Below are 18,685 nucleotides of genomic sequence, written 5' to 3'. Positions count from 1 at the left end.
GCGGGATCTATGCTAATACCAATTCCTAAAAATAAATAGAGGAATAAAGAAAAATTTCTAAAATAGAATAATTTAAGAATTAGTGGGGAGTTATGGCAGGAAAAAGTAAAGCAATAGGAGAAGAATTATATAATAAGTGTAACCTGGAATTAAAGAAGCACGGCATAAGAGGAGAGATAGGAAGAAGATTACAGGCAATAATATCTGCAAAAGAATATGGAATAACAAAAGTTGCTCAAATATACCGAATTACTAGAACTACATTGATGAAGTGGATTACAAGATTTAAGGAAGGAGGAGTCAATGCGTTTAAAATACAACCAGGACGTGGAGTAAAGCCGAAGTTGAGCTACAAGCAGCAAGAAGAAATTAAAAATGTCATAGCAGAAGAAGGAGCCAACCTAACGGCTAAGAAATTAAAAATCATAATTGAGAAAATGTTTTCTATTGAGGTAAGTAAGTCTACAGCACATAGACTGATGCAAAAGTTAGGTTTTTCGTATATTACTCCAAGGCCTGTGCACAATAAACAGGATAAAAATAAACAAGAAGAGTTTAAAAAAAAATCTTAATGAAACTATTGTCACGTATCCCGAAAAAGAGCTATTTTTCTTCGATGAGTCGCGGTTTGGCACACATTCAAAGATTGGACACGGGTGGTTTAAAAAAGGCATTAGGACACAGGTTAAGGTAAAATTAGGTAGGCAAAACTTTTATCTCTATAGTGCAGTTAATCCTAGAAATCGAGAGAGTTCTAGCTTATTCGTACCAAACGTCAATACTGATTGTATGAATATATTCCTTGAGCAGATGTCACAATATTTAGGAACAAGGGAGGCATTTCTTGTTGTGGATTGTGCAGGATGGCATAGATCCAAAGGTTTAAAAATACCACAAAATATTACCTTAATCTATTTACCTCCATATTCACCAGAGTTAAATCCAGTAGAGCGTTTATGGCAATATTTGAAAGACAATCTCATTAAAAATAGAATATATGACTCTGTTAGTTTATTGGAGGATACTGTATGTGCATTCATTCGTAATATTACGGAAAGTTCGATCAAAACCATTTGTTCTGTGAGTTATTTGCCTACTTATTTATGAGATTTGGTATAAGTAACTCAGATATTCACAAAATAAAGGAAAAGTTATAATAAAGTTAAACGTCAAAAAATTTTAAAAACATAGTTGATGCAGGAATTGTTACTAAATAGTTTATTCTGGTGCTCTGCAGTCTAAATGGAATGCCTAAATTATAGATTCTTTGTTTTTGTGTGTTATCTTGAGTTAACACAAATTCACAGTAGTATTATGATAAGTAAGTTAAAAAAGCTTAGCGCTGGATTTTCTTTGACAGGCCTGATTGGCCATAGTGATAATATAAATATGCAAGGAGCAAAAAATAAAAAGAAGAAGTACCCAAAATTTTTGGATAAGACGTTTGCATTGATTGATGCAGTGATAAATTTTATTTTAAAACGCGAAAGTAATAACGTAAATGAAGTTCTGAGAGTAACATGGGGACCACTATTTTTTGGTCTGGTAGTAATACTCATCTTTTTTGGGATAGGTGGTATTTGGTCGGCTATAGCTCCAATTGACGGTGCGGTGCATGCAAGTGGAGAAGTTATTGTATCTTCAAATAGGAAAATAGTTCAACACTTGGGCGGAGGAATAATAAGCAAAATTTTAGTCAAAGAGAGCCAAGCAGTTAAAAAAGATGAGCCTCTAGTTTTGTTGAGTGATGTTAACGAGAAGGCGAATTTAAGTATTATCAAAGAGAAGCTCTTATCATTTTTAGCAACAGAAGCAAGGCTTATTGCAATCAGAGGAGATTTAGACACGCTCGAGTTTCCTGATGAGGTTAAAAAATTATCTCACGATGAACTTGTAAATAAAGCGATAAAGAATCAAGTAAAGTTGTTCAACTCTCAGAGAAAGAGCATATTGGGAAAAACAGACATACTGCAACAACGTATAAAGCAGTTAAATGATGAATTAGCTGGGCTAAACTTTCAACTAAATGCAGCTCATAAGCAATATGACTTGATAACTGAGGAGTTGGAAACAAAAAGACAATTACTTGATAGTGGCCATATAAGCAAACCACACATTTTAGCTTTAGAAAAACAGTTTGCTGAAATTGAAGGCAGAGTTGGACATTACCGTTCTGCAATATCTCAAGTGCAGCAAAAAATTGGAGAGAATGAATTAGAAATTATAAACATGAGAAATGATTCTCAAGAAAGAGCAAACGCTGAACTTAAGGAAGTTAGTACGTCTATTGCAGACTTGAAAGAGAGGCTGATGGTTGCTGAAGATTCATTAGCACGTACAATAATTAAATCTCCTCAAGATGGGATAGTCACAGATATAAGATACCATACTGAAGGTGGTGTTATACAATCTGGAGTTCCAATCATGAGCGTAGTGCCATCGGATGATGACCTAATAATAGATGCTAAAATTCAGACCAGAAACATAGAAGAGGTACTGTCAGCACAAAAGAAAGATAGCAACATAGTCTCTATTGATGGGCTAGAAGGGCTAAAGGTTAAAGTCCGGCTGAGTGCTTACAGTGCACGTCGTTTAAGTTTAATTAGTGGTATAGTAAGCCATATTTCTCCTGATGCTCTTGATGATCCAAGACTAGGGCGTTATTATTCAGTGCGCGTGGTGATACCAAAGTCAGAGCTTGCTCAATTTAAAAATGTATACCTATACCCTGGTATGCCAGCAGAAGTGTACATAGTTACTCAATCCCGTACTCTTTTATCATTCTTGTTTACACCTATAATTGCAACAGTCGATAGGTCTTTTATAGAAAGGTAGCTCTATTTGGCTTCTCTAAAGATTTCGTTTACAGAATCTAGTAACTCAGCTATGCAGAATGAAAAAAGTTTGTATGGTATACAAATATAGTGTGTTTTTTTATAATTATTTTCTATAATGCGTAAACTTTTGGTCCAAGCTGTAAATGCTACCATAGGCATTAAAAGTTAATTAACAAACTGCAATGTATAATAAAATAAAGGAACTTGTAAGATTTTGATCTTGCAAATTATAAACTTGTCATAAAGTTTAATAGTGTCTGTTACTGCTTTTAGATGTGAGGCTAGAGGGTTATTAGCAGTAACAGACACTATTAAACTTATTATAGAATTTACTTAAAGTAAATACTTAATTTAAAATATTATAATATTTTTCCTTACAATAGATTTATGTAAATGCTTTTTTCCTCAAATTAGTATTGTACTATTATACTTATTGAATGCTAAAAAATTATTAACCATCACTAATCTCTATTTGCATAGTAAGTTTATATATACTATTATACAGTATATCATTTAGTTTTATAGAAAACAAACAAAAGATATGGTGAAGTTATTTGCACTATTGATAATATTTTACTCAAATATATCTGTTGCCTCTGCTCCTACTTCCTGGCAATTTGGATTTCCTGCTCCTGCAACTGAAGTAATGGAGGCTGTAGTTAGGTCACATTCGTTTGTAATGGTTGTGATGGTTGCAATAATGCTTTTTGTGTGGGCGCTGCTTGCTTATGTAGTATTTCGCTTTCGTAAAAGCAAAGTGGCAAACGTAAGCCAAACTAACCACAATGTCCTTTTAGAAATTGTTTGGTTTGTTATACCAACGATTATTGTTGGTATATTAGCCTTTGAAAACGCTAAATTACTGAAGCTACAGGAAGAAATACCGAAAGCTGATATAACACTGAAAGTTATTGGCCATCAATGGTATTGGAGTTACCAATATCCAGAATATCAAGGTGTGTCATTTGATAGTTATATTAAGGGAAAAGAAGACTTTATCGAAGGAGATTTAAAGCTATTCTCTGTTGATAACAACATCGTTTTACCCATTAATACTAACGTTCGTTTACAAGTTACAGCAGGAGATGTGATACACAGCTGGGGAGTACCGGCTTTCGGTGTAAAAATTGATGCGATACCAGGTAGGCTGAATGAGGCGTGGTTTAATATCAAAAAGTCTGGTGTTTATTACGGGCAGTGCTATGAATTGTGTGGTCAAGGCCATGGATTTATGCCAATTGTTGTTGAAGCAGTAAGCAAAGAAGATTTTAATAAGTGGATTGAAAATAGAAAATTAGTGAGTTAAATTTGGAGTATAGATATGAGTGACGTACCAAAGGGCATAAAGCGTTGGTTGTTTTCCACTAATCATAAAGACATAGGGACACTGTACATTATTTTTTCCATATTAGCTGGAATTATTGGTGGATTATTATCGGTGATTATTCGCACTCAGCTAATGCACATTAATATACTTAACAATAATTATCAATTATATAACGTAATGGTTACAGGGCATGCGTTGATAATGGTGTTTTTTATGATAATGCCAGCCCTCATGGGAGGATTTGGTAACTGCTTTGTACCTCTCATGATTGGCGCACCAGATATGGCATTTCCTCGTATGAATAATTTAAGTTTTTGGTTATTAGTGTCATCTTTTATTTTGCTCATTCTCTCAGTGTTTATTGGTGAAGGTCCAGGTACAGGTTGGACTTTATATCCACCTTTATCACAGGTAATGTCCCATCCAAGTGCAGGAGTTGACATTGCTATACTTGCACTTCATGTTGCTGGTATGTCGTCAATTGTTGGGGCGATCAACTTTATAGTTACTATATTTAACATGCGCACAAAAGGAATGTCATTAACTAAGATGCCACTGTTTGTTTGGTCTGTCTTGCTAACAGCATTTATGTTGATTGTTGCCTTACCAGTGCTTGCCGGTGCTATAACTATGCTTCTTACTGATCGCAGTGTTGGTACTTCCTTTTTTGATCCTGCCGGTGGCGGAGATCCTGTGTTATTTCAACATCTATTTTGGTTTTTTGGTCATCCAGAAGTTTACGTAATTATTTTTCCTGCATTTGGCATCATAAGTCAGGTTGTATCAACTTTTTCTCACAGACCTGTATTTGGTTACATAGGGATGGTTTATGCTATGATAGGTATAGCAGTATTTGGCTTTATGGTGTGGGCTCATCATATGTTCACTGTTGGGCTTAGTGCTGACGCTGCTGCATTTTTTAGCACTACCACAATTTTTATCGGTGTTATAACTGGTGTAAAAGTCTTTAGCTGGATTGCAACTATGTGGGGTGGAGCAATTGAGTTTAAGACCCCTATGCTATTTGCACTAGGTTTTATTTTCATGTTTGTTGGCGGTGGCATAACGGGAATAATTCTTTCTCATGGTGGAATAGATAAGCTTCTGCATGATACCTACTATGTTGTTGCTCACTTCCATTATGTCATGTCACTTGCTGCATTATTTGGAGCTTTTGCTGGCTTTTATTATTGGATTGGTAAAATGTCGGGTAAACAATATAATGAGCGCTTAGGTCAAATCCACTTTTGGCTTACTTTTATTAGTACCAATATCACTTTTTTACCTCAACATTTCTTAGGATTAGCTGGCATGCCAAGGCGTATACCTGATTATCCTGATGCGTTTATCCCTTGGAATTATATATCCTCAATTGGCTCATATATGTCCTTTGTTTCAGTTATGTTTTTTGTGTTTATAGTTATACATCTCTTTAAATGGGGCAAAAAAGCTGGAGATAATCCTTGGGAAGGTGACACCTTGGAATGGACAGTATCTTCACCACCGCCTTTTCATACTTTCGAAAAGCCACCAGTGGTAAAATAGAATGTACACAAGTATTTTGCTAAATGTTGAATCAACAATACTGGATTTTTGGCGTTTGCTGAAGCCAAGGATAATGTATCTTGTGGTATTTACTGCAGTTGCTGGTATGGTTACTGCACCAGGTAGTATGCACCCTTTTCTAGCACTAATATCTCTTATATGTGTTGCTCTTGGCTCAGGATCTGCAGGTGCTATAAATATGTGGTATGACAGAGACATAGATCTGCTCATGGAAAGGACAAAAAACCGCCCTATACCCTCAGGAAGAATTCTTGCAGAAAGTGCGCTTGAATTTGGTATAACTCTTGGAATATTGTCAGTATTTATCATGGCAATAGCAGTAAACTATATTTCTGCTGCTTTGCTTGCAGTTAGCATATTATTTTACGTTTTCGTATATACAATTTGGCTAAAAAGGCGTACTCCACAGAATATCGTTATCGGTGGTGCAGCAGGTGCTTTTCCTCCAATGATTGGCTGGGCAGCTGTGACTAATTCTGTCAGTTGGGAAAGTTTCATTTTATTTTTAGTAATTTTTATGTGGACTCCACCACACTTTTGGGCCCTATCTTTAAATAAGTCTGAAGACTATGCAAGAGCATCGATTCCTATGTTCAATATTGTTTATGGTCCGGAAAAAACAAGAAAATATATATTAATTTATAGTGTGTTGCTGGTATTAACCAGCTTGCTTCCAGCTCTATTTTTGAAAAAGGCTTTACTTTATCTAAGCATGGCAATTTTTGCAGGTTGCATCTTTATTTGGTACGCTATATCAATTCTCAAATTCAAGAACCACAACTCACAGAAACAAATGTTTTCTTATTCAATTTCTTATCTATTTTCCCTATTCGCCAGTATTATTTTTTGTTCTATTGATTTATTTTAGTTATGAAAGAACGGCAGAAGCATAAAAACTATTTTTTACTTTTCCTTTTGGTAATGCTCGTTGTCACACTTTTTTTTGTTTCTATAATAAAATTTAAAGGTGCAGCTTAAACTACCTTTAGAAATTGTGCTTTCATAAAAGCAACTATATACTTTGTTAACCGATATAAACAAAGATGAGTAAGAAAGAAGTGACAATATACACGGATGGGGCGTGTTCTGGTAATCCTGGAGCGGGAGGATGGGCAGCTATCATATTATTTCAAGATTATAGAAAAGACATTTATGGTAGAGAAGAAAATACCACAAACAATAAAATGGAGTTAACAGCGGTGATCAATGGGCTAAAAGTATTGAAATTTTCTTGTAATATTAATTTATATACGGATAGTCTTTATATTAAGCATGGCATAACAGAGTGGATAAATAAGTGGAAAATGAATGGCTGGAAAACAAGTAATAAAAAATCAGTAAAAAATATGGAATTGTGGAAAGAGCTAGACAACGTTGCTTCACAACACGAAATTGATTGGAAGTGGGTTAAAGCACACAGTGGCAATAAATATAATGAGGAGGCTGATATTTTAGCAAGAAAAGCAATAATCGATGCTTAAAAAAATTACTATATTATTTTCCGTAGCTTTATTGTTCATATTGTGCTTCTTTATTTTTTTAAAGCCTTTAGAAATCAATATTAATTATATTAATTTTTATGTTAAACATAAAATATCAAAAATATTTGTTGGCTCAAGCGTTAATATGGAGAATACCTCAGTTGTTTGGCAGAAAGATGGCAAAGATCCGTATTTAGTCATTACAGATTTGGCAATAGCAAACCCTAATTTTACTATAAAAGTTCCTGAGCTTTTTGTACATTTTAAGTTAAGTTCCTTATTTAAAGCTAGCACAAATCTCTCTCAGGTTTCAGCTGATAATGTGCATGTATGTATCAAGAGAGAAGAAACTAATGTTAATCCGCAAAACTCATTAGACCTTTTGGATAATCATTATTTAAATAGTAACCGCCTTCCTTCGGTGTCATTCCAGCGCGTGACGCTGGAATCTAGAAAAAAAGAAACAAGTAGTCAAGCTACTTGGATGACAAGGACGAGTGCTGGAATGACAGGGAAGAATTTCAAGATGACAGAAAGCAGTGCAAAAAATCTATTAAAAACAATAAGGGAATTTTTTTTTGACTTAAATGCGGATTCAAAAATTGAATTTACTAACATCGCTATTGATAAAAGCACAGAAGATGAATTTTTTATTGATAAATTATATATAGGGAAGGGGGCAGATTTTAATGTTTTAGATATTCATGTGAATACAAAAGATGGAAAGGGATTTTTGGATGATTTATCAATTACAATAAAAAATCGCAACAATTTGCTAAATGTATACGGGACATTTTATAATCTAAAATTGGGACTATTGAGCGAGTTTTCTACATTAGTTAAAAGCTACAATTTGGACAAAAATATAGGATTCAAAGGAAGCTTCTCAGTGAAAATTAATAAAAAGGATGAAATTGTAGATGGAAATATATACGTATTGAATACAGAAAATTATTTGAACAAAAATTTGGCCTTAACTAATGTAAATATAAATTTAACATATAGTGATGGAATTATTAGTGTAAAAAACTTCCATTTTAAGTTAAATGACACGTATCTCTCTTTAATAGGCAAGATGAACTTTAGTACAAGTCATGCTTTGCTTAGAATTAATATTAGCAAGTTTGCTGCAAAGGATTTATGTACTTATGTACCAGATGGTGTAGTGAATAGTAAATTTAGAAGCTGGTATTGTGATAATATTAATGGGGATGTTTTAAATACCATTGTAAGTTTCAATGGCAAAATTAACAATTTGGTTGATGACGATCTGTCAGACATTGTAATTGTTGCTGATATAGAAAATGGTAGCGTAAAATTTGATGAAGATTTTGAGCAAGTAAAGGAATTAAAGGGTGATTTGATCATCAAGAATAACGATCTCAAAATTACTGCAAATAGCGCTAAGTTTCAGAATTTCACTATTAATGGTGGTGATATTGAAATGAAATCTCTCAATAAGGAAAATTCAGTTCTAACCATTAATGGCCAAGCTGTAAGTGATGCGTATGGTTTATATGAGCCTATAAGATTTAAGCTGGATGATGTGGTGAAGGTTGAAAGGGATAAAGTAAGTGGAATGGCAAAATCTGTATTTAATTTTCGCATTTTTAATCTAAATGCTGATGACAAAAAAGTAGACTTCTCAGCAAATTTTCATTCTGAAATTGACAATTTGGCCGTCTATAATGCAAGTCTTGGTAAATATGACATTAAGCTTAGTTTTGGCAGTGACTTTATAGATTTAAATGGTAGTGGTATGGTGAATAACACACAGCTATTATTTGACCTGAAAAGTAGCAATAGGAATGAAAGTTTTGCCTGGAATTTGACCGGAGATTTACCCGCTCAAATACTTGATTTTGATGAAAATATAGGTGGCTATGTCAATACAAATATAGAATCGGTGATAAATCAAGATAAGACGGGACATGTTAATGGTAATATGGATTTATCAGAGCTTGAATCACGTTCAAGTTATTTTGGGTGGAAAAATCGTTTTGAAGATCACAATAAAGTTTTGTTCTCTGTAAAATTAAAAGGTGCCGATGAATTGTTAATAGACAAATTAGATGTTATAGGAAATGACCTAGATATAAAATTCAGCGGAAGAGTAGGAAATGGAAATTTATATTTAAATTCTAGTAGTTTTAAATTGCCTGATAATGATTTTAGTATAGAAATTGAATCAGGTAAGGAAAAAAATGCCATAACTATTTATGGTGAGAAAATCAATTTGAGTGATATTTTAGGCTTGCTTGGCAAAAACAATAATGGATTAAACAAAGATATAGAAATTAGTATGAATGTTGACAATGTAATTATGAAAGAAGGCGTCGTTATCAAAAATGCTAAGCTGAATGTAACCTGTACTAAAGGTAATTGCAATGGAAGTCAATTTACAGGACAGTTTCTAGAAGATAGCAGCAACATACTAGCGGAATACAGTGGAATAGGGCTCGAAATATATGCGGATAATGCAGGTATACTTTCGCGTTCCTTAGGCATTAGTAAATCAGTCAAAAATGGTAAACTTTCTCTTTATCTATCTCCTCAAAGAGAAAATGAAGAACATTATGGCATGTTATCTATTAGTAATTTTTATATCAAAGATGCTCCACTACTCACTACTTTATTATCGATGTCTTCGCTTCCTGGTATTGTAAATGCTATAAAGGATGAAGGTGTATACTTTTATAAATGTAATGTACCTTTCTCATACAAAGATGGCTCTGTCGAAATTGAAGAATCTTGGCTTGAAGGGGCGGAATTAGGCATTAGCACTAGCGGTAAGCTCGACATTAGAAATTATAAATTCCAAGTTGAAGGACAGGTAATACCAGCATATTCAATTAATAAATCTTTGTTAAAAATTCCTATAATTGGGAAACTTCTTACTGGCGGGAAAAGTAGGGGAATCGTTTCAATAGACTATAAAGCAAGTGGTGATGACAAAAACAATAACGTATCTGTTGATCTTATCTCTTCGCTAACTCCAAACCTATTAAAGAGGTTATTGGGAGTGTTTGATCGCATTATGACAAAAACTAACGAAGCTGTCATCGGTGGCTTAAAAGGTGGTGTGAAAAAGAAATTTGGTTCGACATGACCAAAAGGGAAGTTGTTTAACAAAATTATGGACAAAAATGCAAGAATTTCAGAATGATCTACCTGGTTTTTTATCCAGTTGTTTAAGTACCCTTTATCGCCTCCCATATCTGCAAAGTTATAAATACAACTAGAAGGGTAGGGGATAAAAGTTCGTTATTTCACTATATTAGGTCATCATGTTGGTGATAATCTGAGTAATTGCCTACGTAATTTTCGTCAGCATCGTGATTAACATCAGGTTTAAGCAAAGAAAGATTATCATCGGATTGTTCTTCTGATAAGTTAAGCAAAGAAAGGTTGTTATCAGATTGTTCTTCCTCTTTAGACTCAAATAACCATGAAAAGAATGATGAGATAGAATCAATAACGGATTTAATTGCTGGAAAAATAATACTGGATAAGAAGTTACTGGGTTGCTGAGTGTCTTGCTGGTTACTTTTTTCCTCTTCTACATCTACATTACTTTGCTCTACTTCATTTGATTTTTCCACCTCTTGTTCAGGTTTACTTCTGCTTATATCCTCTTTGGGTTCTTTTCCTGATTCTGGTTCAGGCTCTTTTCCTGGTTTTGGATCTGTGTCATCCACATCTTCTTCAGACTTACTTCTGCTTATAAGTGTCTTATCTAACCATTCGGACATATTCTTGTCTGGATTATGAAAATACATTCGACTTATCTCCTTATTTTCATCAATAGAAATTACTACAGTTGCATTCTGACTTAATGGCCCCTCATTTAATCCATCACATTCACTAATGAGCGATTCATGAGAGTTCTTAATGTCTTTGATAAATTGAAGTTTTTCTTTTTCTGCTGAAAGATAACCTTTGTGTTGTATATCATAATTGGTCCCTTTGTACTTAAATTGCAACACTCCTGTAAACTCTGTGTATTCATCGCCTTTTTGTTCTTCTTCTGGTTCTGGATTCGTGCGGTTTTCATTTGCCTCTTCTTCAGACTTACTTCTGCTTATAAGCGTCTTATCTAGCTGTTTGAATATATTTTTGTCGGAGTTTTGAAAATATATTCGACTTATCTCCTTATTTTCATCAACGTAAATCGATAAAGCTGTATTCTCATTCCCCAATCCATCACATTCACTAACGAGCGATTCATGAGAGTTCTTTATATCTTGAATAAATTGAAATTTCTCTTCTTCTGAAAGGTCCTTGCGGTATATACTATAAGTTGTACCTTTGTATTTAAAACTAAACATCGATCCACGGTCTTTATATTCATCTAGTCCAGAATTCTTGACACGTTGTATAATTTGAAATTTTTCTTCTTCTGAAAGATCCTTGCGGTATATACTACCAGTTGTATCTTTATATTTAAATTGAAACATCCATCCACGGTCTTCATATTCATCTAGTCCAGAATTCTTGACACGTTGTATAATTTGAAATTTTTCTTCTTCTGAAAGATCCTTGCGGTATATACTACCAGTTGTATCTTTATATTTAAATTGAAACATCGATCCACGATCTTCATATTCATCTAGTCCAGAATTCTTGACACGTTGTATAATTTGAAATTTCTCTTCTTCTGAAAGGTCCTGAGGGTATATACGACCAGTTGTATCCTTATATTTAAATTGAAACATCCATCCATGATCTTTATATTCATCTACACCCATCTGCTTGCAAATAGCTTTATAATTTTTTTCTTCTACTTCAAGTCCAATTGCATTTGCCATCAGCTGATTATTTATACGGTCTAACTCCTCTACTTTTGCTTCGGAAAGCTTAAATTGAAACACATGACCGAATTCATGAGCTAAAACGTTGTCCGTATAAACATCTTTATAGAGTAATACGCTTTCTCCATTTGTCATCCCACCAGAAGTATTGAGCGAAGATTGACTCCGTGAAAACCCAGGAACCAAAGTGCCATATCCCCTATAATCATCTCTATTATTAAAAACATAGGTATGCACAGTCACTTGAGTATCACTATCCATACAAAACTTTGCTTTATATGCCTCATAGGCATTTTGAATATCAAGCTTCATTTGCTCCTGCTCTTGTTGCGATACATTGTCATAATGTATTACGCAATTCAACTTTCCGTATTCAAAATTAAATTGATTAGGCAGCACATCTTGTACTCCTACGTATTTTGTATTCTCACTAAAGTTTTTTGATTGTGCAGTTTTATATAAATTATTACGGTATGTAATAGAGTTTCCATTAGGCAGCTTAGGTATCTGCGCAATCACTGTTCCATTACTATCATAGAAGAAAATATCAGAATCACCAATCCTAAAATCCGTTATAGCTTGCCCACAAGTGCCATCGTTTGCACAATCTTGATTATCTTTCTTATAAAACCATGCGTTAGTGTATTTTCCCATTTTGATACCTCACTACCAAACCTTACTATATTATTATCTTGGTAAAAATCATAATAATTCGTTAACTTGTATTTTAAATCTGTATATCAAATGTACTTTTCTCGTAAGGTGCCAATTGTGAAGCTAATGAACTTTATTTGTTTAAAATTTTGCTGAAATAGCTCTTTTTATACTATGTTTTATATAGCTAAACTGACTTAGATTTACCGACAATTTGAAAAACGACAAATTCGTCATCCCGCTACTTGTTAGCGGAATCTATGCCGAGATACCGCGAATGAATCGCGGTATGACGGTTCGCGGCGGGATGACGATAAGCTCGTCATCCCGCTACTTGTTAGCGGCTGAGAGATACCGCGGCGGTATGACGTAGGAAAACCTTTCTTAGGTTAGCTATAGTTCGCTATATTATGTGATTTTATTTTTAGCATTGCTTCTTATATTATGTGATTTTATTTTCCATAATGTATATTATGTAATTTTCAATGCTAATAAAACTACTTCCCAACCTTTTAAACAGCAACTTGTCGAACCTCCAGATTAGTACTTAAGAGAAAGTGTTAAAGTATCTCTTTAAGTATTATATATTAGTATCTAGAGTGAGCAGCGCTCGCTTGCTCTTTGTTTAAGTTTAGTTCATCTAGTTTATTACTAGGTTTTGATATTGCATATGTAATACCACCAGCAACAAGTCCAACTGCCAGCGCAGCAGCTATGCCAGCTATAGCCAATATTGATAATTGAGCACCGGCAACACCACATCCACCACCGATTACCAATGCAGCTATAACACCAAAAATGATACCAATTCCTATTGCTTTATTAGTTACTTGTTTAGTTTCTATCTCATGTTTCTCTTTCATTTTATCATTAAAACCCTTGGCAAAACCCTCGACAAAATCCCCAATTGCGTTCTTTAATTGATTATATAATACCCGTTGTTCCTCTGTTAAACCTGACATATAGCTACCTCCATAAAAACTTAAGTTTAATTATTCCATATTTTATGTAAAAAATCAAATACAAAAAGTCTTATTAGTAATGATCACACACGCTTAAGCAAGAAAAAGGTGCTCGTGCTCGAAAAAGAACGTTACAAATACATATTTATTCAAACCTTTGCCTTCTTCTCAATATACCTACATATCAAAATGGACAATTCATATAGAATCAGCATAGGTATTGCAAGCCCTACTTGGCTTAATACATCAGGTGGAGTTAAGATTGCAGCGATAATAAAAATTACCACTATTGCGATTCTGCGTTTATTTGACAAACTTTGTGTAGTGAGTAACCCTACTCTCACCATCAATGTGAGTATTACTGGAATTTGAAATGCAGTGCCAAATGCAAACATAAATTGGAGAACGAGGTCTAAATATTCGCTAACTGATGGCATAAACTCTATCGGTATATCGAAGGATTTACCACTGTGTTCGAAGTTGATAAAAAACTTCCAGGCTAAAGGAAATATATAGTAATAGACTACAGTAGCTCCCGTTACAAATAAAACCGGGGTTGCAATTAAGTATGGCAACAACACTGTCCTTTCACTTTTATATAACCCAGGTGCTAAGAACATATAGAATTGCCATGCAAACACAGGAAAAGAAAACAAAAGTGCACTCATTATTGCGACTCTAAGATACACAAAAAATGCCTCTGTTAAGTCTGTGTAAATTAAAGAAAAACCTTCGCTATCTTTTGTTGCTTCTATTAAAGGTGCAAGTAAAAAACGGTATATATTTTCCTTAAAGTAGTAACAAAAACCAAAAGTAACGCAAAAAAATAGAAAGCAAAAGATAACTCTTTTTCTGAGTTCCGCAAAGTGCTCACAAAATGAAGCATATTTGTTTGGGTTTCCATTCATACTTTACTATGGCTCAATAATGCTATGTCTAACATTCTCAGCGAAAAAGCCCACTCATTGTCATACCACGCTGCAACTCTACAGATGTCGCCTGTAACATATGTACCAGTTGAATCCACAATTGCGCTATAAGGGTTATGCACAAAGTCTATTGAAACTAAAGGTTCCGTGCATATAGAAAGTACATTTGACATTGGAGAACCCTCTGTCATCCTAGTACCCTCTGATGTCATCCGAGTAGCTGACACTGGGATCCAGAAATTAGATTCCAGCGTCACGCGCTGGAATGACGTAGAAGAGAGAGCTGCATCCTTAAATATTTCATTGATTTCTTCAACGGTCGCTTTCTTATCAGTCGTAAATTTAAAATCAACCATAGAAACATTGCTAACTGGAACTCTGACGGCAGTGCCATCTAGCTTTCCCTTTAATTCAGGAATTATAGAACCAATTGTTTTTGCTGCCCCGGTTGTAGTTGGCACCATAGATAATCCGCAAGCCCTTGCTCTGCATAAGTCTCTATGATTGCCATCAAGAACATTTTGATCATTCGTATAGGCGTGTATAGTAGTCATAAAGCCACTTTTTATACCTAGATTAGAGTGTAGGACTTTCACAATCGGAGCAAGGCAATTTGTAGTGCAAGAACCTGCTGATATTACTTTATGCTCTTTTTTGAGCATATCATTATTCACACCATAAACTATAGTTACATCAGCATCTGGAACTGGAGCAGAGACAATCACTTTCTCTGCATTGTGCCTTATTGCTTCTTCACGCTTGTTAAATGCACCAGTACATTCAAGTATTACATCAACATTCCAAGGAATATTTTCAGGGCTCCGTTCTCTATATAAAGAAAATTTTCTGCCATTTATAGATAGCCAATTTTGAGACTCATTAAAGTCAATATCACCACTGAATTTGCCATGAACAGAATCATATTTAATCAAATGTGCATGCTGCTTTGCACTGAGCGATCCATTCACAGCTACAACTTCTATTTGTTTGCTATATTCTTCTATTTCGAAAATAGCACGCAATACGCCTCTGCCTATTCTACCCAGACCATTAATTCCTACACGAATCGTCATCTCTTCATTCAAAAAATTTAATTATAGAGGATATCACTTGATATTTCATTCTATTCTTTTGCTTTTCTATCGATATGAACATTATAGCAAGGAGACAGGGCTAAAAAATTGCTTTACAAACTCCGCCAGCCCCCTTATTGTAGTATTAAGGGTATTTCTGACTCAAAACTTGTTTTTGACCTGCAGGCTCAATGACAAAATTCAGTAAAAAACTTAGGGTATTTTTTGGCGGATTACATAAAATTATAGCGGCTGCATGTCTTTTTTATTTTTTCTACATTCAGCCAAACCGCGCTTATTTTAAGCGTTAGCACATTATTACAGCGCCACTTACAGTAATATAGAGTCAAAACTCGCACCACGGGGCTTCTTTTGCCTTTTTTTTCATTTGGTAAATTTCTTAATGTTTGTAGCTAAAAGAGCCCAAGAGAGGTGTCATCCCGCTGCTTGTTAGCGGGATCTATGTTAAGAGATACCGCGAATGAATCGCGGTATGACGTAGGAATGAATCGCGGTATGACGTAGGACTGCTGTCATCCCAGTGCCCCTATGATGTCATTCCAGTCTGGGATCTAGCCTTTATTATTTGGTTGAAATTAAGTCTTCTGGATCCCAGTGTCAGCTACTTTCATAACATCATCATAAAGTAAAATGAGATCCCAGTGTTAGCTACTTGGATGACAGGGGAAGGTATTAGGATGACACCGTCATAAAGTAAAATGAGATCCCAGTGTCACGCACTGGGATGACATTATAGGGGCTACTGGGATGACAATATAGGGGCTACTGGGATGACATTATAGAGAGGCACTGGGATGACACCCTGACAATCGTCATCCCGCTGCTTGTTAGCGGGATCTAGAGATACCGCGGCGGTATGACGTAGAAGCTATACTTTTATAACCCAGTGTCCAATCTGGATTCCAGTTAGCGTTTTTAGTAACTAAGAAAAGTGCTTCCCCTTTTTAGAGAACGGCATATAATAGATTTGACATTGCAGTGCATTGTGCAAACAAAATTCCCAATACTACAGGAGGCTTTATGAATAAGAAATTTCTCTATTCACCATTGTCAATAAAAAGCATAGGAGAAAACGGTGTATTTTCTGGTTATGCTAGCGTTTTTAATATAGTTGATAAACAAAATGACCTGATCTTACCCGGAGCATTTAAGGAAAATTTAAACAGAAATAAAATAAAACTCCTTTGGCAGCACAATCCAGGTGAACCTATAGGTAATATTATAGATATTTGCGAAAATGATGTTGGCCTGTATATAACCGCACACTTACTTTTGGGCATCCAAAAAGCAAAGGAAGCGTACTTAATGCTCAAAACTGGAGTAATCAATGGACTTTCCATCGGCTATATACCTATAGAGTATGATGTTGATCATAAAAGCGGAGCTAGAGTGTTAAAACAAGTGGAATTATGGGAAGTCAGTTTGGTCACTTTTCCTGCGAACTTAGCTGCTCAGGTAATCAATGTGAAAAATCAGAACAATGAACAGGAAATGTTAGCAAGAGCGATAGAAAAAGCAAATGCTGTACTTACAGACATGTACATTTCTGCTTAAAGTTTATTAGGCGGGCAAAGACTTTACCATAATTTGATACCTGCGTTAGTATTTATTTAACATTTATACTAATATATATAACTTTACTACTGTTAAAATTTTCTGTAAATCGAAGTTAAAAAATAAGGTAATTTTATGCTAAATACTAACAATACGGTTAATTATGAAATTAATGTTAAACGAAAGGAAAAAAAATACAGTTGGTCTACTGTATTTGCTTGGTTGTACTTAAAAACGATTGGACGAATACTACCAAAGAAATGGAACAAATGGGCGGAAAATATTCTATCTAATAAAGTAACATTTCAAGATACGACAATGCAGACCGAATGTGTTGAAACAACGGATAAAAATATTGGAGCTGACTTAAAACCTGAGGTTGCAGAAAAAGGGAGCCAGAGTGAAGTAATAAGTAAGGATGGAGAGGTTCAAACTGAAGAAAATAGTGAGTTCACTGATGAGAGTTGTTTTGATACTATAGTAAATGATGAATTCATTGATGAAGAATACGATAGTATGGAAGAAGTAAGCATAGAGGAGGATGAAGAATTGAATGAACAACTGGAAGATATAAGTCAGGAACTAGAACTTGAACGTTCACAAAATTTCCTTTTAGAAGAGGAAAATAGAGAATTAAAATTTACAATTACAAGACTTGAAAAGAATCACAAAGAATTGGCAGAAGATGCAGGTAAACGGGAGGAAGAGTTGGTAGGGGTGAAAGAAAAAGACAGGAAAATAAATAGTTTAACATGGTTAAATGAAGCACTAGAACAAGATAAAAAGGAAATGGAGGCTAAAAATAACGAACAACAGCGCACTATATCTAATCAAGAGAAAAGAATAAGAGAGCAAGACGCTTTAATTAAGTCACTTATTGGTAAAAATAAAGATATAAGTGAGGCTGTTAAGAAAGATAATGAAGATTTGCAAGCGCAAGTAACAAAACTCAAGGAAAATTTATCTGTAAAAGAGAAGGAGTCAACAGAACAACTGGAGAAGATAAGTTCTCTACAGCAAAAAGAAACAGAATTGAAGCAAGAAAGAAAGGAAAATGTTGAATTAAAAGACAGAATTAATGCTTTAAATAGTGAAAAAGAGGAGCAGTTAAAAGCTATGAAAGAAGAACGCAAAATGCATGAGGAAAGTCAGCGTGAGTTAGAACGCAAATTAGAGAGCTTGGGAAGTCAATTAAGAACTGCTGAAGTAGAGAAAAAGAGCTCAGAAAATGAGGTTGCTAGGTTGCAAGAACAAGTGCAGATCTTAGAAGGAAGTAAAGAATGGGAGTTAGCTGGAATAGGTGATACCTTAAATAAAACTTCTTTGAGCGTGATGGAATTGTTAGCACAGCAACTACCACTAAATAATCAAGAGCAACAACTACAGGGAAAAAAAGTTGACTTAGAAGATAAATTAAAAATTTTAATCAGTCAGCTAAACGCTACTGAAGAAGAAAAGCAGATCTAATAC

At 34.6% G+C, this 18,685-nt stretch carries 13 protein-coding genes; 9 read left to right on the top strand and 4 right to left on the bottom strand.

All coding sequences use genetic code 11. The features are described 5' to 3' along the window. The first annotated feature begins 92 nt into the window (after positions 1-92). The 7 genes from WKH12_RS00425 to WKH12_RS00395 all read left to right on the top strand — a co-directional run bounded on the left by WKH12_RS00425 (position 93) and on the right by WKH12_RS00395 (position 10,320). A protein-coding gene (locus tag WKH12_RS00425) for an IS630 family transposase (protein WP_434732009.1) occupies positions 93-1,107 on the top strand; the annotation gives its coding sequence in 2 pieces (ribosomal slippage) (positions 93-557 and positions 559-1,107; 1,014 coding nt in all). A gap of 207 nt (positions 1,108-1,314) precedes the next feature. Next, positions 1,315-2,835, top strand: coding sequence for an HlyD family type I secretion periplasmic adaptor subunit (locus WKH12_RS00420; protein ID WP_434732365.1), 1,521 nt, complete (start codon positions 1,315-1,317; stop codon positions 2,833-2,835). A gap of 543 nt (positions 2,836-3,378) precedes the next feature. Then, positions 3,379-4,143: a cytochrome c oxidase subunit II gene (gene coxB / locus WKH12_RS00415; protein WP_182182743.1), complete on the top strand. Its 765-nt coding sequence runs from the start codon at positions 3,379-3,381 to the stop codon at positions 4,141-4,143. Between the two features lie 15 nt (positions 4,144-4,158). Continuing rightward, positions 4,159-5,709, top strand: coding sequence for a cytochrome c oxidase subunit I (ctaD, locus tag WKH12_RS00410; RefSeq protein ID WP_434732364.1), 1,551 nt, complete (start codon positions 4,159-4,161; stop codon positions 5,707-5,709). A 1-nt stretch (position 5,710) separates the two neighbouring features. Further along, the gene (locus tag WKH12_RS00405; protein WP_434732363.1) at positions 5,711-6,598 is read left to right on the top strand and encodes a heme o synthase; all 888 of its coding nucleotides are present in this window, start codon (positions 5,711-5,713) and stop codon (positions 6,596-6,598) included. A 175-nt stretch (positions 6,599-6,773) separates the two neighbouring features. Beyond that, a complete protein-coding gene (gene rnhA, locus WKH12_RS00400; RefSeq protein ID WP_253309066.1) occupies positions 6,774-7,211 on the top strand; it encodes a ribonuclease HI in 438 nt (145 codons plus the stop codon). After that, the gene (locus WKH12_RS00395) at positions 7,204-10,320 is read left to right on the top strand and encodes a YhdP family protein (RefSeq protein WP_434732362.1); all 3,117 of its coding nucleotides are present in this window, start codon (positions 7,204-7,206) and stop codon (positions 10,318-10,320) included. The genes rnhA and WKH12_RS00395 overlap by 8 nt, the downstream gene beginning before the upstream one ends. Positions 10,321-10,483: 163 nt before the next feature. On the opposite strand, the gene WKH12_RS00390 is transcribed toward WKH12_RS00395, so the two are convergent. The 4 genes from WKH12_RS00390 to WKH12_RS00375 all read right to left on the bottom strand — a co-directional run bounded on the left by WKH12_RS00390 (position 10,484) and on the right by WKH12_RS00375 (position 15,640). Continuing rightward, complete coding sequence (locus WKH12_RS00390) at positions 10,484-12,676, bottom strand: hypothetical protein (RefSeq protein ID WP_434732361.1); 2,193 nt, start codon at positions 12,674-12,676, stop codon at positions 10,484-10,486. Positions 12,677-13,263: 587 nt separating this feature from the next. Continuing rightward, on the bottom strand, positions 13,264-13,638 hold the full coding sequence (locus tag WKH12_RS00385; RefSeq protein WP_434732360.1) for a hypothetical protein: 375 nt from the start codon (positions 13,636-13,638) through the stop codon (positions 13,264-13,266). Positions 13,639-13,787: 149 nt separating this feature from the next. After that, on the bottom strand, positions 13,788-14,546 hold the full coding sequence (gene tatC, locus WKH12_RS00380) for a twin-arginine translocase subunit TatC (protein ID WP_434732359.1): 759 nt from the start codon (positions 14,544-14,546) through the stop codon (positions 13,788-13,790). Beyond that, the gene (locus WKH12_RS00375) at positions 14,543-15,640 is read right to left on the bottom strand and encodes a type I glyceraldehyde-3-phosphate dehydrogenase (RefSeq protein ID WP_434732358.1); all 1,098 of its coding nucleotides are present in this window, start codon (positions 15,638-15,640) and stop codon (positions 14,543-14,545) included. The genes tatC and WKH12_RS00375 overlap by 4 nt, the downstream gene beginning before the upstream one ends. A 1,041-nt stretch (positions 15,641-16,681) precedes the next feature. On the opposite strand from WKH12_RS00375, the gene WKH12_RS00370 reads away from it, so the two are divergent. Together WKH12_RS00370 and WKH12_RS00365 are read left to right on the top strand one after the other, a co-directional pair. Further along, positions 16,682-17,215 carry an HK97 family phage prohead protease gene (locus WKH12_RS00370; RefSeq protein ID WP_253309059.1) on the top strand — a complete coding sequence of 178 codons (534 nt, stop codon included), beginning with the start codon at positions 16,682-16,684 and terminating at the stop codon, positions 17,213-17,215. A gap of 135 nt (positions 17,216-17,350) precedes the next feature. Continuing rightward, on the top strand, positions 17,351-18,682 hold the full coding sequence (locus WKH12_RS00365) for a coiled-coil domain-containing protein (protein WP_434732357.1): 1,332 nt from the start codon (positions 17,351-17,353) through the stop codon (positions 18,680-18,682). The last annotated feature ends 3 nt before the right edge of the window (positions 18,683-18,685 follow it).

The sequence above is a fragment of the Wolbachia endosymbiont of Zygogramma bicolorata genome (assembly GCF_051130665.1).
Taxonomy (GTDB): Bacteria; Pseudomonadota; Alphaproteobacteria; order Rickettsiales; family Anaplasmataceae; genus Wolbachia.
Note: the sequence above shows the minus strand (reverse complement) of the source record. Positions and strands in the feature narration are given on the sequence as shown.